Origin of the sequence: Synechococcus sp. H60.1 (assembly GCF_047462335.1) — a bacterium.
Taxonomy (GTDB): Bacteria; Cyanobacteriota; Cyanobacteriia; order Thermostichales; family Thermostichaceae; genus Thermostichus.
In genome coordinates this window covers 19398-40500 of the sequence record NZ_JANSJA010000052.1, presented here as the reverse complement: position 1 = coordinate 40500, position 21103 = coordinate 19398, and the positions used below count along the sequence as shown (strand labels likewise).

At 61.8% G+C, this 21103-nt stretch carries 12 protein-coding genes, 1 tRNA gene and 1 riboswitch; of the genes, 8 read left to right on the top strand and 5 right to left on the bottom strand.

The window, feature by feature from the left end; genetic code table 11:
• Positions 1-273: 273 nt before the first annotated feature.
• A complete protein-coding gene (eno, locus tag NW852_RS02860) occupies positions 274-1557 on the top strand; it encodes a phosphopyruvate hydratase (protein WP_414371932.1) in 1284 nt (427 codons plus the stop codon).
• On the opposite strand, the gene NW852_RS02855 is transcribed toward eno, so the two are convergent.
• Entirely contained in the window at positions 1544-3616 is a 2073-nt protein-coding gene (locus NW852_RS02855; RefSeq protein WP_414371930.1) for a prolyl oligopeptidase family serine peptidase, read from the bottom strand. The two genes, eno and NW852_RS02855, sit on opposite strands and share 14 nt — an antisense overlap.
• Positions 3617-3750: 134 nt before the next feature.
• On the opposite strand from NW852_RS02855, the gene treZ reads away from it, so the two are divergent.
• Positions 3751-5631, top strand: a complete 1881-nt coding sequence (treZ, locus tag NW852_RS02850; RefSeq protein WP_414364063.1) for a malto-oligosyltrehalose trehalohydrolase — start codon at positions 3751-3753, stop codon at positions 5629-5631.
• On the opposite strand, the gene NW852_RS02845 is transcribed toward treZ, so the two are convergent.
• On the bottom strand, positions 5601-7115 hold the full coding sequence (locus tag NW852_RS02845) for an FAD-binding oxidoreductase (protein WP_414371926.1): 1515 nt from the start codon (positions 7113-7115) through the stop codon (positions 5601-5603). The genes treZ and NW852_RS02845 overlap by 31 nt on opposite strands.
• A 16-nt stretch (positions 7116-7131) precedes the next feature.
• Positions 7132-8460, bottom strand: a complete 1329-nt coding sequence (locus NW852_RS02840) for a four-carbon acid sugar kinase family protein (protein ID WP_414426443.1) — start codon at positions 8458-8460, stop codon at positions 7132-7134.
• Between the two features lie 256 nt (positions 8461-8716).
• Here NW852_RS02840 and phoU point away from each other — a divergent pair, with 256 nt between their 5' ends.
• From phoU to clpB, 3 genes are all read left to right on the top strand, one after another.
• The gene (gene phoU, locus NW852_RS02835) at positions 8717-9358 is read left to right on the top strand and encodes a phosphate signaling complex protein PhoU (protein ID WP_414371922.1); all 642 of its coding nucleotides are present in this window, start codon (positions 8717-8719) and stop codon (positions 9356-9358) included.
• Positions 9359-9499: 141 nt separating this feature from the next.
• The gene (locus NW852_RS02830; RefSeq protein WP_414364067.1) at positions 9500-11713 is read left to right on the top strand and encodes a ribonuclease R family protein; all 2214 of its coding nucleotides are present in this window, start codon (positions 9500-9502) and stop codon (positions 11711-11713) included.
• A 173-nt stretch (positions 11714-11886) separates the two neighbouring features.
• Positions 11887-14529 carry an ATP-dependent chaperone ClpB gene (gene clpB / locus NW852_RS02825; RefSeq protein ID WP_414364068.1) on the top strand — a complete coding sequence of 881 codons (2643 nt, stop codon included), beginning with the start codon at positions 11887-11889 and terminating at the stop codon, positions 14527-14529.
• 5 nt (positions 14530-14534) lie between these two features.
• Here clpB and NW852_RS02820 read toward each other — a convergent pair whose 3' ends face one another.
• On the bottom strand, positions 14535-14936 hold the full coding sequence (locus tag NW852_RS02820; RefSeq protein ID WP_414364069.1) for a SaoD/DsrE family protein: 402 nt from the start codon (positions 14934-14936) through the stop codon (positions 14535-14537).
• A 378-nt stretch (positions 14937-15314) separates the two neighbouring features.
• Positions 15315-16637, bottom strand: coding sequence for a dihydroorotase (locus NW852_RS02815; protein WP_414426442.1), 1323 nt, complete (start codon positions 16635-16637; stop codon positions 15315-15317).
• 267 nt (positions 16638-16904) lie between these two features.
• Here NW852_RS02815 and NW852_RS02810 point away from each other — a divergent pair.
• The 3 genes from NW852_RS02810 to NW852_RS02800 all read left to right on the top strand — a co-directional run bounded on the left by NW852_RS02810 (position 16905) and on the right by NW852_RS02800 (position 21099).
• Positions 16905-16978: transfer RNA gene (locus NW852_RS02810), tRNA-Arg, on the top strand.
• A 38-nt stretch (positions 16979-17016) separates the two neighbouring features.
• Positions 17017-17222: riboswitch (cobalamin riboswitch) on the top strand.
• Between the two features lie 429 nt (positions 17223-17651).
• A complete protein-coding gene (metE, locus tag NW852_RS02805) occupies positions 17652-19895 on the top strand; it encodes a 5-methyltetrahydropteroyltriglutamate--homocysteine S-methyltransferase (RefSeq protein ID WP_414371918.1) in 2244 nt (747 codons plus the stop codon).
• A 214-nt stretch (positions 19896-20109) separates the two neighbouring features.
• Complete coding sequence (locus NW852_RS02800) at positions 20110-21099, top strand: methyltransferase domain-containing protein (RefSeq protein WP_414371916.1); 990 nt, start codon at positions 20110-20112, stop codon at positions 21097-21099.
• Positions 21100-21103: the final 4 nt, after the last annotated feature.

Sequence of the window (21103 nt, the reverse complement as noted above, 5' to 3'; positions counted from 1 at the left end):
TTGGGCAGCGAGCTTTCTGGCTTTTCCCGCCGGCCTAGATGGATCCCAGCCATTGTCCCCGCAAGCGGGTGGCGAAACAACCCCTTGGAAAGCACCTCAACAGCCAACAGCTCAGGCGCTCTGAGCCCATGCGCGGCCCAGGCCGAGAGAGCGGTGCCGCCTGTGCCCGTTAAAGTTTTCCGGAAGCCAAAGGGATCCGGGGGCGAAAATCCACTAGTCTATTGGCAATCTGGCTTTGGCCAGAACTGTCTAGCCAATTGCTGAGGTGCAACTGTGGAAACGGCCATCGAGTGGATTACCGCCCATGAGATTCTCGACTCCCGTGGGCAACCGACCCTAGAAGCTTTGGTGGGCCTGGCCAATGGGGCCACCGGCTTGGCCCAGGTGCCCAGTGGTGCTTCAACCGGCACTTTTGAGGCCCATGAGCTGCGGGACGGGGATCCCAAGCGCTACGGCGGCAAGGGCGTGCTGAGGGCGGTGGAAAACATTCTTGGCCCCATCCAGTCGGAGCTGCAGGGAGAAGATGCCCTCAACCAGGCCCGCATCGACCAGTTGATGATCGATCTGGATGGCACCCCCAACAAGTCGCAACTGGGAGCCAACGCCATCTTGGTGGTCTCTTTGGCCACGGCTAAGGCGGCTGCTAGTGCAGTGGGTCTGCCCTTGTACAGGTACCTGGGTGGACCCTTTGCCAACCTGCTGCCGGTACCCCTGATGAATGTACTCAACGGCGGTGCCCACGCCGATAACAACCTCGATATCCAAGAGTTCATGCTGGTGCCTAGCGGGGCACCTAGCTTTCGCGAGGCGCTGCGCTATGGGGCGGAGGTGTTTGCAGCGCTAAAACAACTGCTGCGGCAGAAGGGGCTGTCCACTGGGGTGGGGGACGAAGGCGGGTTTGCCCCCGATCTCCCCTCCAACGCAGCGGCTCTGGATCTGTTGATGACGGCCATTGAACGGGCGGGCTACAAGCCGGGGGAAGACATTGCCTTGGCCTTGGACGTGGCCGCCAACGAGCTGCTGCAGGATGGACAGTACCACTTTGAGGGCAAAGCCCGCAGTGCTGAGCAGATGGTGGACTACTACGAACAACTGCTGGCCAACTACCCCATCGTCTCTCTAGAGGATGGGCTGGCGGAGGAAGATTGGGCCGGCTGGCAGGCCATGACTGCTCGGCTGGGATCGCGGGTGCAACTGGTGGGGGACGACCTGTTTGTGACCAACCCAGCCCGGCTGCAGAAAGGCATCGACAGCGGCGCCGCCAACGCCATTTTGATCAAGCTCAACCAGATTGGCACGCTGACGGAGACCGTCTCAACCGTGCAACTGGCCGTTCAGGCGGGCTTTCGCACCATCATCAGCCACCGCTCCGGCGAAACAGAAGACACCACCATCGCCGACCTGGCGGTGGCCACCCGCGCCGGCCAGATCAAAACCGGATCCCTCTGCCGCAGCGAGCGCATTGCCAAATACAATCAACTGCTGCGCATCGAAGACGAGCTGGGGGAAGCAGCCGTTTATGCCGGTCGGGTGGGCCTGGGCCCTAAAGCTCGCTAACTCCCCTTCCATCCCCGGGGATCCCCAGCACCTGCACCAAAAAGGCCCAGCGGTCGGCGGTCTCTTCAATGAGCTTGCTGGTGGGCTTGCCGGCTCCGTGGCCGGCTTTGGTGTCGATGCGAATGAGGATGGGCTGGGATCCCCCCTGTGCCGCCTGCAGGGCAGCAGCAAACTTGAAGCTGTGGGCCGGCACCACCCGGTCGTCGTGATCCGCTGTGGTGATCAGGGTGGCGGGATAGGCGGTGCCGGGTTTGAGGTTGTGCAGGGGGGAATAGGCGTAGAGGGCCTTGAATTCCTCGGGGTTGTCCGGGGATCCGTACTCCGAGACCCAGGCCCAGCCGATGGTGAACTTGTGGAAGCGCAGCATGTCGAACACCCCCACAGCGGGCAGGGCCGCGGCAAAGAGATCCGGCCTCTGGGTCAGGCAGGCCCCCACCAAGAGGCCGCCGTTGCTGCCGCCGGCGATGGCCAGCTTCGAGGGGTTGGTGTAGCCATGGGCGATTAGCCACTCAGCCGCGGCGATGAAGTCGTCGAAGACCTTTTGCTTGTTGAGCTTGGTGCCCGCCTGGTGCCAGGCTTCCCCATATTCGCCGCCGCCGCGCAAATTGGGCTGGGCGTAGACCCCTCCCATCTCCAACCAGGCCACCAGGCCCACCGAGAAGCTGGGGGTCAGAGAGATGCCGAAGCCGCCGTAGCCGTACAGCAAGGTGGGGTGATCCCCTGTCCGCGCTAGGCCGCGGCGGTGGACAAGGAACATGGGAATGCGGGTGCCGTCTTTGCTGGCGTAGAACACCTGCTGCACCTCATAGGCGCGGGGATCGAAATCCACCTGGGGCTGGCGAAAGAGGGTGCTCCTGCCAGTGGTGAAGTCGTAGCGGTAGATGGTGGGCGGGGTGGTGAAGCTGGTGAAGGTGTAGAAGGTCTCAGTGTCGTAGCGCTTGCCAGCAAAGCCGCTGGCGGATCCCAGACCCGGCAGAGGGATCTCCCCCTGGTAGGTGCCGTCTAGGGCAAAGGTCTTGATCTGGGTGTGGGCGTCTTTGAGGTAGAAGGCAACAAATTGATTGTGGATGAGGCTAACCCCTTGCAGGGTCTCCTCAGCCTCAGGGATCACCTCTTGCAGGTGCCCTGGGTTGTCGAGATCAAGGGCCACCAGTCGCCGCCGCGGAGCCTGGAAGTCCGTCAGCAGCCAAAAGCGGGAGCCGTCGTTGCCAACAAAGCTGTACTCGGCCTGGAACTCGCAAATGAGCTCCACCACCGGCGAGTTGGGATCCCGTAGGTCTTTGTAGAAGAGGAGGTTTTTGGGATCCGTGCCCCGCCAGACGGAGATGATGAGGTAGTTGCCATCTTCGGTAACCCCGCCAGCAAAGCCCCACTCTTTTTGGTCGGGGCGGTGATAGATCAAGACGTCTTCCGACTGGGGGGTGCCGAGGCGGTGGTAGTAGAGCTTTTGGAAGTAGTTGGTACTTTCGTACTCGCTGCCGGGGGGTGGCTCGTCGTAGCGGCTGTAGAAAAATCCCTGCCCATCCCGTGTCCAGCTGGCCCCAGAGAACTTAATCCAGCGCAGGTGATCCGGCAGGTCTTCTCCAGTTTCGATGTCCCGCACCTTCCACTCCTGCCAGTCGGAGCCGGAGCGGGAGAGGCCATAGGCTAGGTAGCGCCCGTCGCGGCTGATGGCAATGCCTGAGAGGGCTACAGTGCCGTCTTCCGAAAACGTGTTGGGATCCAGCAAAACCCGGGCTTCGCCCTCCAGGCTCTCTTGCGTATAGAGAACACTCTGGTTTTGCAGGCCGTCGTTTTTGAAGTAGAAGTAGCGGCCGCCCTCTTTGAAGGGCTGGCTGTATTTTTCGTAGTTCCAAAGTTGGGTCAGGCGCTCCAGAAGCCGCTGCCGCGCCGGGATCCGCTGCAGATAGTCAAAAGTTAGCCGGTTTTGCGCCTCGATCCAGGCCCGCGTCTGCTCAGAATCCAGATCCTCCAGCCAGCGATAGGGATCCGGCACCGGCTGCCCATGGTAGACATCGACAACGGTGGGATCCGGATGGCTGGGCGGGTAGTGAAGCATAGGGACGGAGCAGCGAAAGGCTAATTCCACTATGGCAGAGGGAAGAGCCGGCAACCCACCCCAAGACCTGAGCCTCGAATGTCTGGGGGAGCAAGCCTCGCTATAGTGGAAGCCGAGTTGTGCAGGTGGGTTTCGTGCTTCAGGGTTCCCCTTCCTCTCAGCGTTCCCAGGTCGAACGGATTGGCGCCTATCCCTGCGGCCAGGGCCACTACCGCTTCTCGGTGTGGGCGCCCTTGGTCGAACACGTGGAGCTAAAAGTCATTAGCCCCGTCCAACAGGTCATCCCTCTGACCCAGGATGGGCAAGGCTACTGGCAGGGTGAAGTGGAGGGGATCCCACCGGGGCCGGTGGACTACCTCTACCGCCTGCACACCTCAGGGGGGGTGGTGGAGCGGCCGGATCCGGCTTCCCGCTGCCAGCCCTACGGCGTCCATGGCCCTTCGCGGGTGGTGGATCCCCACTTCGACTGGCAGGATCAAGCCTGGAAGGGGATCCCGCTCTCCCAGTGGATCCTCTACGAGCTGCATGTAGGCACCTTTACCCCGGAGGGCACCTTTGCCGCCCTGATCCCCCGCCTGCCGCAACTGGTGGAGCTGGGGGTCAACGGGCTGGAGCTCATGCCGGTGGCCCAGTTTCCGGGGGAGCGCAACTGGGGCTATGACGGCGTCTACCCCTATGCCGTGCAGGTTAGCTATGGAGGAGCAGCGGGCCTGAAGGCGCTGGTCAATGCCTGCCACCAGCAGGGCTTGGCTGTCATTTTGGATGTGGTCTACAACCACCTGGGGCCGGAGGGGAACTACCTGCGGGACTTTGGCCCCTACTTTACCGACAAGTACCGCACCCCTTGGGGGGAGGCCCTCAACTTCGACGACCGCTATTCCGACGGCGTGCGGGAGTTTTTCCTGCAAAATGCCGAATACTGGCTAGAGGAGTTTCACCTGGACGGCCTGCGGCTGGACGCCGTGCATGCCATCTACGACTTCAGCGCCCACCCCTTTTTGCAGGAATTGGCAGAGCGGGTGGAGGCCCTGGAGGCGCGCACGGGCTGGCCCAGGGTTCTGGTAGCCGAAAGCGACCTCAACGACGTCCGCCTCATCACCCCCCGCGAGCAAGGGGGCTACGGCCTAGATGCCCAGTGGTGCGACGATTTCCATCACTCAGTTCACACCCTGCTTACTGGAGAAAAGACAGGCTACTACCAGGACTTTGGCCAATTGGAGCACCTGGCCAAGTCCTACCGCGAGAGCTACGTCTATTCCGGCCAGTACTCCCGCTACCGGGCCCGCCGCCACGGCAATTCCGCTCTCGCTAGGCCAGGCTCCCAGTTTGTAATCTGCATCCAAAACCACGACCAGGTGGGCAATCGCCGGCTGGGGGAACGCCTCAGCCAGCTCACCTCCTTCGCTGGCCTGAAGTTGGCCGCCGCTGCTCTGCTGCTGGCTCCCATGCTGCCACTGCTGTTTATGGGGGAAGAGTATGGGGAGGTGGCCCCGTTTCTCTACTTCATTAGCCACGGGGATCCCGACCTGGTGGAAGCGGTGCGCCAGGGACGCCGCCGCGAGTTCAGCGCCTTTGCCTGGCAGGGGGAGGTGCCGGACCCGCAAGCGGAAGAGACCTTCCTGCGCTCCAAGCTCAACTGGGAGCTGGGCACTGCTGGCCACCACCAGGTCTTGCGGCGGTGGTACCAAACCCTCATTCACCTGCGCAAGACCCTGCCGCCGCTGCAAAACCTGGAGCGGAGTTCGGTGGGGGTGGAGCTGTTTGCTCCAAGCGGCCTGGCCCTGCACCGCCAGCAGGGATCCCAAGCCGTTCTGGCCCTGTTTAACTTCAGCTCCGACCAAGCAGCCACCTACGCCCCATGGCCCAACGGCCGGTGGGAGAAGCTTCTAGATAGCGGCGACGCCAAGTGGCTGGGCCAGGGATCCTCCCTGCCGGCAAAAAACCAAGGGGATCCCGTTGAGGTGCCGCCCTATGGGGTGGTGGTCTACAGCCAGCCATCCCGACCGCAGCCGTAGCGCCAGGCCTCACGCCGCCGGTTCCAGAAGTAGTCTTGCGGGGCCCCTTCCAGGCGGTCGGCTAGCCTTTGCAGGAGCTCGTAGAGGCCAAGGGCGCCAAAGTGGCCCGCCCAGGCCACCAGCTCCGGCAGCCCTAGCCGGGGCAAAAGCGCGGCCACCAGGGCTGGATCTTGCCTCATCACCCCCCACAGTGCCTGGGCCAAGCCGCCAAACTGCACCACATCCTGCAAAAAGGGCCGCACCACCTGGGGGCCGGCGGCAACCATGGCTGCAAACACTCTGCTCAACAGGCGGTTAATGCTGTTGGGATCCCAGTTTTTCTCTCCCAAGGGAGGGATCATCGCCTTTTGAAAAAGCCAGGTTACCGCCAAATTGGGCTGGTAGGGCTGCAGCAGGGCCAGGGCCGCCTGCTCCAACTGCCGCTGCACCAGCGCCTCGTGGATCCCCTGCTGCAGGCGATCCAGATGGCGCAACATCGCCCCAAAGCCGCCAAAGCTCAAAGGCGACTGGCTGCCGCTGCTGTCTCCTACCGCCAAAAGGCGATCCCAGGGCAGTTGTAGCGGGCTGCGGCGGTAGGCGGGGAAGACGCCACACAGCTTGCGCACCCAGCGGATCTGGGCCAGCTCGGCCCCCTGGTAGGCAGGGAGCAGCCGGCAGTAGTCCTGCCAGAGCTTCTCCAAACTGGGTCGGCGGGGATCCCGGTCGCAGTAGGTAAAGAGATAGGTGGTGCGGCCATCGCGGGCGGGGAAGGCCTCCCAAAAGGGCTGGTAGCCCTCCTGGGCGGGGGTAAAGCTGTAGAACAGATCCCCAGTGGGTTGCTCCGGCAGCCCCTGGGCGCAGGATCCCACCACCAGACAGACACTGTCCGGCGGCTGCCCTTGGCGGGCCTGGGCTGCAATGGGGGAGCGGTGCCCCATGGCATCCAGCAGCAGTTGGGCGCTGAGCTGGCCGGTGGTGGTCTGAATGCAGATCCCATCGGGGTGGACCGTGGCGCCCAGAAACCCGGTTTGCTCCCGCACCTGGCCCCCCCAGGCCAGAAAATGCTGCTTGAGGAACTCTAGCAAGCTGACCGGATCCACGCCTACGTTCAGTACCCCTTCCACCCACCAGGTGGGGCCCTCCCCAAAGCCGATGCGGCCGCGGGGGTAGTGGGTCACCTGCACCGCCTCCCACTCGGCCGGCGTCAGCAGCTCCAGCTCCAGCAGCACCTGCAGCTCCTGCCGGGAGGTGTTCCACTCCTGCTCTCGCCCCCGCAGGCTCCCCCGCTCGATGAGGATCACCCGCCAGCCCCGCTTGGCCAAAGCTGCCCCCAGGAGAATCCCCAGGGTGCCGCCGGCAATCACCACATCGGCATCCCGGCTGCCCAGGCTTTCAGAACAGCGGTGCACCACCGCCGCGGGCAACGCCGTCTGCCCCTGCCGCAGGGATCCCCACCAGGCCTCCAAGGCGGGCAGAGCTTCAGGGGGGGAGAGGAGTTCAGCCATGGTGATTTCCTCCAGGCTAGACCAGCCCGCGGCTGTGGAGGCGACGGTGGATCAAAGCCAACGTATCCACCTCGCCCACATTGCCCGGAAACAGCACCACCGGCAAGTTGGGAAAGCGGGGGTGATCCGCCGGCGTGAGCACCATGGAGATCCCTGGGTAGATCTGCCCCAGCAGCCGCACGGCCGGCAGATTGAGGCCGAGGCTGAGGGTGTCGTTGGAGGTGATGCCGCCCTTGCTGACCAGGTAGCCCATCCCCTCCGGCAGCCCCTGCACAATGGCCATCAACAAACGAGAAACCCTCTGCCCAAAGGCCAGGCGAGCCTCTGGGGTGGCACCGTCGAACCTCACTTCTTCTCGGCTGGTGTAGACCACCGGCGTCAGGCCCTGCTCGTAGGCGCGCTGGACTTGGCTCAAGAGGGCCGGCAGCAGCTCCGCTTCCCGCCCCGGTTCCAACAGGCGCTTTACCTCCACCTCGATGCCCTGGATCCCTGGCTCCTGCAACAGGCGGGCCAACTGCTGGCTGGACTTTTGCACATGGGATCCCACGATCACCACCCCTGGCCGGTCGGAGCGGACAAACTGCCCCATTTGCTCTGGCGGAACCGGCTGCGGCGGCAACTGGGCTAGAGCCGTCAAGAGGCTAGCGGCACTGCGGAACAAAAAGCGCTTCCCCTGCTCCAGAGCCGCCCAAACGTCTTGGGCAAAACGGTCCAGATCCGCTTGGGTTTCTCCATCCACCACACAGCAGACATTCCCCTCTAGACCCAAAAGCTGCTCCAGACAGCCGGCGCGGATCTGCTCCAGCGTCAATCGCACCACCTGCTCAGCCCGAATTCGCCCCTGGGTTTTCTCCTGCACATAGTCGGGCAAATAGCTGTGGTGGTAGCCGAACACCGCATCGCGGGCAAACTCCGTTTCATGCACGGGCACCCAGCGGCCCTCCACCCGCAGGTAGTGGACGCTGTCGCGGGTGATGCGCCCTCCCTCAAAAAAAGCCGGCACCAGAAAATGGGCATCAAAAGGCCCCAGCTCCGCCGCCATGACATCGGTTTCCAAGGGGTAGTGCCCGCGCAGCGTCGAGTCGGAGCGGCTGACAAAGAGGGCCCGCTCCCACCCCAGCTCCCCCATGGCCTGCTTGAGGGCCCGGCAGACCGACCGCGTCACCTCGGCAGCCTTGGCCGGCGGCAGAGAGCGCGTGTTGGTGAGAATGAAGCGAATTGGCGAGCCATCCTGCAGGCCCAGCTTGAGTGTTTCCACATCCCAGCGGGTCAGCAGCAGGCAACTGTGCACGGTCTGGGATCCGGTGGGATCATCATCCAGCACGACAATGGGGGGACGAGTCATCGGAGTTTCTCAGTCGAGAACAACAGCACAGCCCTACCCCTCCACACGGAGACAACCTCACAACACCCCACCTGCCCGCACCCCCTCCTTATGATCCTCTCCCAAATTGGCCGCTCCCTCGATCCCCATCCTGTTTTTTTCTCTTGATTCGAGAGAAGTTTGCCATGATTGAGATCTACCGGTGCAATTGACTGTCTTTGCGAGCCGCTAATGGGGGCAGCCACTCCCTCCCACCTACATCCATGGGGAAAAAGCCATGGGGCAAGCTGAGCTGCAACTTCAGATCAAGCGGATTCAGCAGGACGTGCTGCGCATGGGGGCGCTGGCGGAAAAATCGCTGGTCTTGGCTCAGCAGGCTCTGTTTGAGCAGAACTTGGCCGCTGCCGAACAGGCCATCTCCCAAGACAAGCAAATTGACCGTTTTTATCGTCAAATCGAGAAAGATTGTATTAGCTTGATCGCCTTGCGCTCGCCGGTGGCACAAGATCTGCGCTGGATCAGCGCCCTGATGCAACTGGTGCGGGATCTGGAGCGGATTGGCGACTACGCCAAAGACTTGGCCGAAGTGGCCTTGCGTTTGGCTTTCTACCCGCCGCCGCCGGAGCTGAGGCACATTCGCGTGATGATGCAGCGCTGCCAGAAAATGCTCAGCCATAGCCTGGCGGCCCTGACGGAGTTGGATGCCGAGCTGGGCCGACAACTGAAGCGGGAAGACGACGCCGTTGATGAAGACTACACCAACCTTTACAATACGTTGGCGCAACAGTCGGACATCAGGGGATCGATCGAGCCTATCCTGTTGATGTTGCTGGCGATCCGCTACCTGGAGCGTTTGGCCGACCACTGCACCAATATCGGTCAGCGGGTAGCCTTTATCGTCACCGGCCACCGCGACTAACCCAAGTGGCTGCGCCTGCCCCTCGATCGCGGCTCCCATTCCCCCTGCTTCTTTCCCTTTTTGCCGATACCCGCAATGGATTTCTCTCGGATTTTTCATCACTTTTTCTCTCAACCTGCCGAGCAATGGATCGATAAAGACGTGCTGCTTGCCCTCCTGCCAGCCTCAGACCCAGAAGCGCAGGAAATGCTTGAGATTGCCCTCGATGGTCTGGTGCGGGCGGGATTTCTCGAATGCACAGGGGATCCGCCTCGCTATCGGCGTAAGCCGGATGAATCCTTGGTGGTGGGGCGTTTGCGCTGTTCCAGCAAGGGTTTTTGCTTTGCCGTTCGGGATGAACCGGGGGCAGAGGATGTGTACATCCACGGCAGCAACCTCAGCGGCGCTTGGAACGGCGACCAAGTGATAGCCCGGATTACCAAAGAAGGCAATCGCCGCCGCAGCCCAGAGGGAGAGGTGGTGGCTGTTGTGGAACGGGCCAATCCCACCCTGGTGGGCCGCCTCAAACAGACGGAAGAAGGTTTCCGGGTGGTGCCTCTGGACGACCGGCTGCTGTTCGAGCTGGCCTTGACGGAGGGCTCCCCTGCCGAGCTGGCGGAAGGTCGGGTGGCCTATGTGGAAGTGGAGCGCTACCCGCTGGGCAACCTGCCCCCCGTGGGCACGATTCGCAAGATCTTGGGCAATGGCCCGGAGGCGTCCATCGATGCAGATCTGGTCTGTTGCAAGTACGACCTGCCCCAGGAGTTTCCCCCGGCGGTGCTAGAAGCTGCAGCCGCCCTGCCCAAAAAGCTGAGCCGCTCCGACCAAAAGGGCCGTCGCGATCTGCGGGATTGGTTTTGCATCACACTGGAGCCGCTGGACTTGCAGCACCCCCACGGCCTCGAGCCCAACGTGGCTGTCTCCCTGCAGCGGCAAGAAGAGGGCCACTGGCTACTGGGGGTGCACATTGCCGACGTAGCCCACTGGCTGGATCCGGATCACCCGCTGGAGCAGGAGGCGCAGCGGCGCACCGCCACGGTTTACCTGGATAGCGTGGTGCTGCCCCTTTTTCCGCCGGAAGTGCACAGCCGCCTGGCTCTGTTGCCGCAGCAGGAGCGCTTGGCCTATTCGTTGCTGTTAACCATCGACTCAGACGGGGTGGTACAAAGCTTCGAGATCCATCCCAGCCTGGTGCAGTCGCGGGCTCACCTCTCCTATGGCCAGGTGCAGGCCCTCTTGGCCACCGCTGCAGATCTGGGCCCTGAGGAGGAGGTGCCAGAATTGATGGCCCTGCTGCAAAACCTGCTCCGCCTCAGCCAAATCCTGCGGGTCAAACGTCACCAAGCGGGCGGCTTTGACCTGCCTCTGTTGGATTTGCTCACCCCCCACTCCGCTGACGAGAGCGGCTACGGCCCCCTTTTGATCAGCGATCGCCTCGGCGCCCACGCCCTCATGACCGAGGTGCTGCTGCTGGCCAACCAAACCCTGGGCCACCACCTGCGCCAATTGGGGATCCCTTCTTTGGCTCGCGTGCAGAAGCCCCCCACCGCTGAGGCCCTGCAGAACTTCCTGCGCCTGGCCAACGCCATGAAGCTGGATCTGAACTTGCAGGAGCCGGAGACCGTAACGCTGGCCGATTGGCAGCGGATCTGTGCCCGCATCACCGCCCCCGATGTGTTGGCCGCAGGGACTAGCCCAGCCTTGGTGGCCCAGTTGTTGGCTACTCTGCCCCCCGTCGAGTATTGCCTGCAGCCTTTACAGGAGCCCCTCGGACATTTTGGCCTTGGCCTCAAAGAGCCCTACGCCTCTTTTACTGCCCCTTTGCGCCGCTATGCCGACTTGCTGAATTTGCGTGCTCTGCACCTGGCCTTGAGCAAAGGACGGGATCGCCGCAGCCCGCGCTCCAAAACCGTGGTGGATCTGCACGGCCCCGGCGGCTACGACCAAATTGATTGGCAGGTGCTGCCGCCAAAAGTGCATGAGGAGTGGCAGGCCTTTCTCCAAGCGCAACTGCCCAAAATCCAGGCGGGATATCAGCTCCATCAACAGGCAGAGCGGGAGCTGATGGGCTTGAAGCGGTGCGAGTTCATGCAGAAACACCTGGGGGAGACCTTCCCCGGCCTGATTGTCAGCGTCCAGAACTACGGCTTTTTTGTGCAGGTGGATCCCATCTTGGCGGAAGGTTTGGTGCGGGTGAGCACCCTGAAAAACGATTGGTACGAGTACCGCAAACAAGCCCTGGTGGGGCGAAAAACCCGGCGCCAGTTCCGCCTGGGGGATCGGGTGGAGGTGCAGATAAAGAACGTGGATTACTACCGTCAGCAAATTGACCTGACAGTGGTAGGCGAAGGGCGGCCCTATGAGGAGGAGGAATAAGGCGGGGATCCCTCCATCGATCGAGGGCAAAGGGGGCGGTTGTTGCGAACTCTGGCGCGGCCAAAATGGGCGATACCTGAATTATCGGGATCCCTTTTCCCAAGCGGGGGCTGAGATGTCCGCTTCCCCTGCTGTCTTCCTATACACTGTAGTAAAAAACCTGTCGAACTTCTATGCAGCCCACCAATCCCAACCAATTTACCGAGAAAGCCTGGAGCGCCATTGTCCAATCCCAAGATGTAGCTCGGCGGCACCAGCAGCAACAGTTGGAAACCGAGCACCTGCTGATCTCCCTTCTGGATCAGGAGGGAGGGCTTACCCAGACCATTTTGCAGCGGGCCGGCATCGATCCAAGGCTGGTGCGGGATAGAGTGGAGAGCTTTATCAACCAGCAGCCCAAGCTGGCGCGGGTGGATCAGCTCTACCTGGGCCGCGGCCTGGAGACCACGCTGGATCGGGCTGAAGAGTTTCGCAAAGAATACGAAGACGACTTCATTTCGGTAGAGCACTTGCTTTTGGGATCCCTGGACGATGAGCGGGTGGGCAAGCGGGTTCTAGCACCCCTAGGTTTGACCGTCGAGCGCCTCAAACCCGTTATCCAACAAGTGCGGGGCAAACAGCGGGTTACCGACAAAAACCCTGAGTCCCGCTACGAGGCCCTGGAGCGCTATGGCCGCGACTTGACCAAGGCCGCCCGCGAAGGGAAGCTGGATCCGGTGATCGGGCGGGACGACGAGATCCGCCGCGTCGTTCAGGTGCTCTCCCGCCGCACCAAAAACAACCCGGTGCTCATCGGCGAACCCGGCGTGGGGAAAACCGCCATTGTCGAAGGTCTCGCTCAACGCATCAACCGGGGAGATGTGCCGGAGTCGTTGAAAAACCGGCGGGTGATCGCCCTGGACATGGGCGCCTTGATTGCCGGCGCCAAGTACCGCGGTGAATTTGAAGACCGCCTCAAAGCTGTGCTCAAGGAGGTTACCGAATCAGAAGGGCAGATCATCCTCTTCATTGACGAGCTGCACACCGTGGTCGGGGCGGGGGCTGCCGAGGGGGCGATGGATGCCGGCAACCTGCTCAAGCCGATGCTGGCCCGGGGCGAATTGCGCTGCATTGGCGCCACCACCCTGGATGAGTACCGCAAACACATCGAAAAAGACGCCGCCCTGGAGCGCCGCTTCCAGCCGGTGTATGTGGATCAGCCCTCCGTAGAAGACACCATCTCCATCCTGCGCGGCCTCAAAGAGCGCTACGAGCTGCACCACGGGGTCAAGATCAGCGACTCGGCCTTGGTGGCGGCAGCCGTTCTCTCCAACCGCTACATCTCCGAGCGCTTTTTGCCTGACAAGGCCATCGACCTGGTGGATGAAGCGGCGGCCAAGCTCAAGATGGAGATTACCTCCAAGCCCGTTGAGCTGGACGAGATTGACCGGCGCATCATGCAACTGCAGATGGAGGAGCTCTCCCTTAAGAAGGAAGACGACCCCGCCTCCAAGGAGCGCCTGGGCAAAATTGAGCAGGAGCTGGCCAACCTGATGGAGCGGCAGCGGGAGCTGAGTGCCCGTTGGCAGATGGAAAAAGACGCCATCGAGCGGCTGCAAAGCCTCAAAGCTGAGCGGGATGCCGTCAAGCTGCAGATTGAACAGGCAGAACAAAAATATGACCTCAACCGCGCTGCCGAGCTCAAGTACGGCAAGCTGATGGAGCTGGAGCGGCAGATCCAAGAGCAGGAGGCCCACCTGGCCAAGCTGCAGGCCAACGGTGAGCCCTTGCTGCGGGAGCAGGTGACGCCCGAAGACATTGCCGAGATCGTCTCCCGCTGGACCGGGATCCCGGTCACCAGCTTGATGGAGTCGGAAAAGCAAAAGCTGCTGCGCCTGGAAGCCCACTTGCACCAGCGGGTGGTGGGCCAGGACGAAGCGGTAGCCGCCGTAGCCGCTGCCATTCGGCGGGCCCGGGCCGGCCTCAAGGATCCCAACCGACCCATCGGCTCGTTCCTGTTCATGGGGCCCACCGGCGTCGGGAAGACCGAGCTGGCTCGCGCCTTGGCGGAGTTCCTCTTCGATACCTCCGAGGCGATGGTGCGCATCGACATGTCCGAGTACATGGAGAAGCACTCTGTCTCCCGCTTGATTGGGGCTCCGCCGGGCTATGTGGGCTACGAAGAAGGGGGGCAGCTCTCGGAAGCGGTGCGGCGCCGTCCCTACTCGGTGGTGCTCTTTGACGAGGTGGAGAAAGCTCACCCCGATGTCTTCAACATCCTGCTGCAGGTGCTGGACGATGGCCGCATCACCGACTCCCAGGGGCGGACGGTGGACTTCAAGAACACCATCATCATCATGACCAGCAACATCGGCAGCGAGCTGATTCTGGAAATCGGGGGCGATGAGAGCCGCTACGAGGAGATGAAAACTCAGGTGCTGGCCATGCTGCGGCACCACTTCCGGCCGGAGTTCCTCAACCGCGTGGATGAACTCATCATCTTCCACGCCCTCACCAAAGCGCAGATTCGCCAGATCGTCAGCCTGCAGATGCGGCGGGTGGAGCAGTTGCTGGCGGATCAGCAGATTGAGATTGTCCTCACCGAAGAGGCCAAGGACTACCTGGCCGAGCTGGGCTACGATCCCGTGTTTGGGGCCCGACCCCTCAAGCGGGTCATCCAGCGGGAGATCGAAAACCCCCTCGCCACCAAGCTGCTGGAAAACGAGTTCCTGCCCGGCGACCGCATCCTGGTGGATGTGGCCAACGAGCGGCTGGTCTTCCGCAAGATTGGCTCTCAGCCCAGCCAAGAGCCGCCTGCTGCCGTAGCCGTCAGCTAAGTTGGTTAGAGGCTAATTACCTGGTCAGGTGGGTTGTCTTTTAAGGCCGCGTAGAGGTCGGGGAAGCAGCCCACCTGTACGCCTTTGACCACATTCTTGGGAACGCAATAGCCCGGCTCCTTGCGCCCCTGGCCCTTTGAGTCGCACCACTTGGGTTCCCCTTCCGCCAGGTTGCGCTCCAGGGCGCACAGGTCACACATCATCAGCAAAATCTTTTGCGCTTCGGCAATCTTGGCCAGGCGCTCGCCAATGGGATCCCCCTGCCGCAAGACAAAGCAGTTGTCGTCAAAAAAGAACATGCCCACCACTTCCGCGCCGTGTACCCCCGCTTCTAGCTGCGGCAGGATCATCTGGCCCAGCTTGTAGGTGCCGCCGCGAGGAGTGATGAAGACGTAGGCAACTTTCATGGCCGCTCCTTAGGTGTTTTCCAACTTGATTATCATCGATTATCGCTTTCAAAGTAGCACAGCTTACTGAAAGGGCGTAAGACACTCCCCAAGCATTCCTCGCCACTATCCTCGCCCCCAGCCCCTCTCCCAGCCCTCACCCCCGGCCCCTCTCCCAGAGGGAGAGGGGAGTTAGAGCGGCGCGTTCGCGACAGCGTTGCGTAGCAATAACGACGTAACGAACCGTTTCATTGCTATTTGAAATGACTATAAGACTATAAACTGAGATGGGATCTGGAGCTCTGCTCCTCTTGCCTAGGCAGGGAGAAGCCGAAGCAGCTCAGTGTTCAACCGCCATCTTGAAAGGTTTGAACAGGTGCAACCTCGAAGGGGATCCCCCTAGCGCCGAAAGGTTAGCGCCTGGCCGCGCACCGAGGGATCCACCTGACCGTTTTGAAAGGCGATCTGCCCGCCCACAATTGTGAGCAGCGGCCAGCCCACCAGTTCCCAGCCCTCAAACGGGCTCCAGCCGCATTTGGTGAGCAGCTCTTCCCGGCGCACCGGCTGAGGCGTGTGGCGATCCACCAATACTAGATCGGCATCGTAGCCCACCTGCAGCCGCCCCTTGTTGGGGATCCCGTAGAGGCGGGCCGGCGCCTCGCACATCCACTGCACCACCTGGCGCAGGGTACAGCGGCCCTGCTGGGCTGCGGTCAGCATCAGGGGCAAGGCCGTCTCCACACCGGGCATGCCAGAGGGGGAGTGGGGGTAGGGCTGGGCCTTTTCGGCCAGGGTGTGGGGGGCATGGTCGGTGGCGATGCAATCAAGGATGCCGTCGTGTAGCCCCTGCCAGAGCTGGTTCAGGTTAGCCGGATCCCGCAGCGGCGGGTTCATCTGGACGAGGGATCCCAGGCGGGCGTAGTCGGCGGTGCTGAGCAGCAGGTGCTGAGGGGTGACCTCGGCGCTAACCCAGGCGGGTTTGTGCTGGCGCAGCAGCTCCACCTCCAGGCCGGTGGAGAGGTGCAAAATGTGCAGGCGGTGGCGGTAGCGGGTGGCCAAGTCCAAAGCCCGTTGCGAGGCAATCAGCGCGGCCTCTTCATCCTGAATCAGGGAGTGAACCGCCACATCTGTACGTTCGGCAAAGAGGGCCCGCCGGGCTTGAATCCGCGAGTGATCTTCAGCGTGGACGGCGATAACAAAATTGGGATCCGTCTCGGCAAAGATCCGCTCTAATGCCGCTTGGTCATCCACCAGCAAGGGGCCATGCATGGATCCCATGAAGATCTTGATGCCGCAAGCCCCTTGCACTGTTTGCAGCTCTTTGAGGTTATCGGCGGTGGCCCCGATGAAAAAGCCGTAGTTGACCACGCACTTGCTGGCGGCCCGGGCCAACTTGTCATCCAGCGTTGCCTGGTCGATCGTCAGCGGATCCGTATTGGGCATCTCCAGAAAGCTGGTTACCCCACCGCGAGCGCAGGCCCAGGATCCCGTCTGTAGGTCTTCTTTGTGCTCCCGGCCCGGCTCGCGAAAGTGAACCTGGGGGTCGATCACCCCCGGCATGAGGGTATGGCCCTCCGCGTCGATAACCCTAGCCACCCTTTTTGCCGAGAGACTCTGGCCGATTTGGGCAATGCGCCCCTCCCGCACCAGCACATCTCCCGGCCAGGGATCCCCTTCCGGCACCAATAGCTCCGCATTGCGGATCAGCAGACTGTCAGACAAAGCGCCCCCGAGACAACGCTAATTTCCCAGCCAGAATATTCAGAATACTTTATCAAAATACCTTGGAAGACTGGCCGCCAATCCGGCACCTCACTTCCGACTCCGCGCTGTCGCGACAGCGCAAAAGGGCTTTGACTTGACATCCCCTCCACGGCTGCGGCTGGCTTCCAGGCAAAGGTCTAGACGGCTCTTTCTGGTAATCTAAGTTGGGGGGTCTAAGATCGGTAGGTGTTGCCCAGTTTCCCTTGCTCCATTCTCTCTTTGCCTGGGGCTGTAGCTCAGATGGATAGAGCAAGCGCCTCCTAAGCGCTAGGTCGGCGGTTCAAATCCGCCCAGTCCCGTCTAAGTGAGTAGCTACTAGCTCCTCCAAGCTGGTGGTAGGATGTAGTCTACTGCCGGTTCTGACGGGGATCAGCCGTCAGAGGCAACGGGGAAAGTGCAGTGAGAATCTGCCGCTGTCCCGCAGCTGTGAGCCGGTTTTGGATCGGGGATCCCTAGTTGTTGTTGCAAAAGCCCTTGACGACGCAAGCCAGCCCCTCCAAAACTGAGCAAGTCAGAATGCCCGCCGGCGGTTTTTCCCCAGTTCACCATATCTGCGAGGTACAGATATGCTTCCCATTTTGACGTTGGCCCGTTCCCGTCCCGAAGTTTTTTCATCAGCCTGCTTACGGATTTTCGACGCTCTTGGAGCGTAGGCACTAAGTCAAAAGCGCGGACAAGAGAGCTAAGCAGTTGGCTCAGGGGCGGCTAACTCTTGGAGGACGTTTTCTTGCTTTGGTTGCGCAAAAGAGTCCTCTAAGCACCCTCCTGTGCCGAGTGGGCCAGCCGATAGGTTGAGGAACGCCTTGACAGCTCCAGCAGGTTTCCTGGCCTAGAGAAAACCTTCTGCCGGGATCCCACCGATAGGCATGTCGGCGGCCATTTCTTGCTGCCTAGGTTGGATGACAACCGGCTGTACAAAGCCAACTGGCGGCAACCTCCATTTACCGAATTCAGTTCAGGAGACAGTACCTTATGGCCATCGAAACCCAAACCCTCGGCTATGCCCGCATGGGCAAGCGCCGCGAGCTGAAGAAAGCGCTGGAAGCCTTTTGGAGCGGCACCCTGGAGGCGGAGGCCTTGTCAGCAACGCTCCAGGAGCTGGAGGCACAGGTCTGGGGGGTACAGCTTCAGGCTGGCATCGACCACATTGCAGTAGGAGATCAAACCCTCTACGACCATGTTTTGGACTGGGCCACCTGGCTGGGGCTGATTCCCTCCCGGTTTCAGAGCTTATCAGGCCTGGAGCGCTACTTTGCCATGGCGCGGGGACGGGAGGGCCTGCCCGCCTTGGAAATGACCAAGTGGTTCGACACCAACTACCACTACCTGGTGCCGGAAATTGAGGCCGACGCGATCCCTCAGGCCCATTTCGATGACTTCCTGGCCACAGTGCGGCGGGCGCAAGGGATCCTAGGAAACCGCACCAGCCCTGTCCTCCTCAGTCCGGTTACCCTTCTTGCTCTAAGCCAGCGCTCTGGCGAGTTGCGGGGAGATCTGGAGAAGCTGCTTCCTCTCTACGAGGAGCTGCTGCAGGAGCTGCAGCGACTGGGAATCCGGGAAGTGCAAGTCCATGAGCCCATCTTGGTGACGAGCGAAGGCGACAGTCTCCGGGAAGCGGTGGAGCAGACCTACCGCCGGCTGGCTCGGTTGGGGATCCCTGTCCACTTGGTTACCTACTTTGACGACTTGGGGGAGACTTACCCCTGGGTGGTGGAGCTGCCGCTAGCCGGCCTCAGCCTCGACTTCACCCGCGGCCACAACCTGGAACTGGTCAGAGCCCACGGCTTCCCCGCCGATAAGATCCTAGGGGCGGGGGTAGTGGACGGGCGCAACGTCTGGCAGATCCAGCCCAAGGCCGTTCTGGCCACTCTGCAAGAGCTGCAAGCCCTAGCCCCCAACCTGCGGGTGCAGCCTTCTTGCTCGCTCCAGTTTGTGCCCCACGACGCTGCTCTGGAAACCCACCTGCCAGAGCCTTTGCGCAATGTTCTCAGCTTTGCCGAGCAGAAGCTGGCCGAAGTGGTTCTGCTCGCTCGCACCCTCAACGGCGAAGACACCGCTGCCCAGCAGAACAAGCTGGAACAGCAGTGGCAGGCCTTCCAGGACTTCAATCCCCCCAACCTTGCGGTGCACCAGGCCTTGGCCAACCTGACGGCGCAGGACTTTCAGCGCTCCCTTCCCTACGAGCAGCGTATAGGCCGGCAGGTCAAGCTGCCACCGCTGCCCACTACCACCATCGGTTCTTTTCCCCAAACCCCCGAAGTCCGGCAGTGGCGGGTCAAGTACAAAAAGGGCGAGATCTCCCAGGCCGAATACGAGGCCGCTATCGACGCCGAAATTGCTAGGTGCATCCGCATTCAAGAAGAAATTGGCCTGGATGTGCTGGTGCATGGCGAGTTCGAGCGCACCGACATGGTGGAATACTTTGCCCAGCAACTGCAGGGCTTTGCCTTTACCGAGCACGGCTGGGTGCAGAGCTATGGCAGCCGCTGCGTGCGTCCCCCCATTCTCTATGGCGATGTGTCTCGCCCTTGCTCCATGACGGTGCGGGAGTTTAAGGTGGCCCAATCTCTAACCCAAAAGCCGGTTAAGGGGATGCTCACCGGGCCGGTAACCATGCTCAACTGGTCCTTCCCCCGCGTTGACCTTTCCCGCCGCGAGCAAGCCTTGCAAATTGCCTTGGCCCTGCGGGCAGAGGTGGCCGACTTAGAAGCTGCCGGAGCCGTAATGGTACAGGTGGACGAGCCAGCGCTGCGGGAGGGTCTACCCTTGAAAAAAGAGCGCTGGCCGGAGTACTTAAGCTGGGCGGTGGAGGCCTTCCGACTGGCTACCGCTGGGGCCAAGCCCGAAACCCAGATCCACACTCACATGTGCTACTCGGAGTTCGGGGACATCATCGAGCACATCGAGCGGCTGGACGCCGACGTTCTCTCGATCGAAAACAGCCGCAGCAGCAACAAAACCTTGCTGCAGATCGCCCAAGCGGGCTATCGCCACCAGGTGGGCAACGGCGTTTACGACGTCCACAGCCCGGCGGTGCCCGACACCGAGCAGATTCTCCAGCAACTGCGCCTGGGAGTGGCCCACTTGCCGCTAGAACAAACCTGGGTCAACCCCGACTGCGGCCTAAAAACCCGCCGCTGGGAGGAGGTGATCCCTGCCCTGAGGAACATGGTGGCAGCCACTCAGCGCCTAAGGGAGGAGCTCCAGGCCACCTAGCCCCCGGCGAGATCCCTCAGGCCAACGCTCCCTCCGCCGGCAACCGACCATTTGGGGCTACGACAGCCCGCCTGGCGGCTGGCCAATAGGGCAAGATGGAATTGTCTCGTCACTCCGCTGGATCGACAGACCCAGGGAGGGATCCCTTGCTTGCCCCCTTGCCACCGAAGGAACGATAATCGTCGTCGTCTCCAGCCATATTGACATCATTCTGATGAATCCGACACTTTGGGTTTTTTGGGGCCTAGTCCTGCTGCTGGCCGTGGGCCTGGCAGCCTACCTGCTAACCGCCCGCAAGTACCGATCTCCTGAATCGGTAGCCCGCGCCTACGACGAGTGGACCCGCGATGGGATCCTGGAGTTCTACTGGGGCGAGCACATTCACCTCGGCCACTACGGATCCCCGCCGCGGCGGAAGAACTTCATCCAAGCCAAGTACGACTTTGTCCACGAGATGGTGCGCTGGGGCGGGCTGGATCGGCTGCCACCGGGGACGACGGTGCTGGATGTAGGTTGCGGCATCGGCGGTAGTTGTCGCCTCTTGGCCCGCGACTACGGCTTTGTCGTAACCGGCATCACCATCAGCCCGCAGCAGGTGCAGCGGGCCCAAGAGCTCACCCCCCCCGATCTCCCCGTCCGGTTTCAGGTAGCGGATGCCCTCAATCTGCCCTTTCCCGACGCCAGCTTTGATGTGGTCTGGTCCATCGAAGCGGGGCCCCACATGCCGGACAAGGCCCGCTACGCCAGCGAGATGCTGCGGGTGCTCAAGCCGGGAGGCATCTTGGTAGTGGCGGACTGGAACCAGCGGGACGACCGTCAAAAGCCCCTCAACTTCTGGGAGCGGCTGGTGATGCGGCAGTTGTTGGATCAGTGGTCGCACCCCGCTTTTTCCAGCATCGAGGGGTTTGCTGAACAGTTGCAAGCCACCGGGCTGGTGGAAGGGCAGGTGGAAACCGCCGACTGGACGCAAGAGACCCTTCCTTCTTGGCTGGATTCCATCTGGCAGGGCATTGTCCGTCCCGAGGGCTTGCTGAAGTTTGGCTTGGTAGGCTTGATTAAGTCGCTGCGGGAGGTGCCCACCTTCTTGCTCATGCGCCTGGCCTTCGGCACTGGCCTCTGCCGCTTTGGCATGTTCCGGGCGGTGCGGGCCGCCACGCCGGCAAACTCCGCCTCCCCAGAAGTAGTTGGCTACAGCACCCAATAAAAGA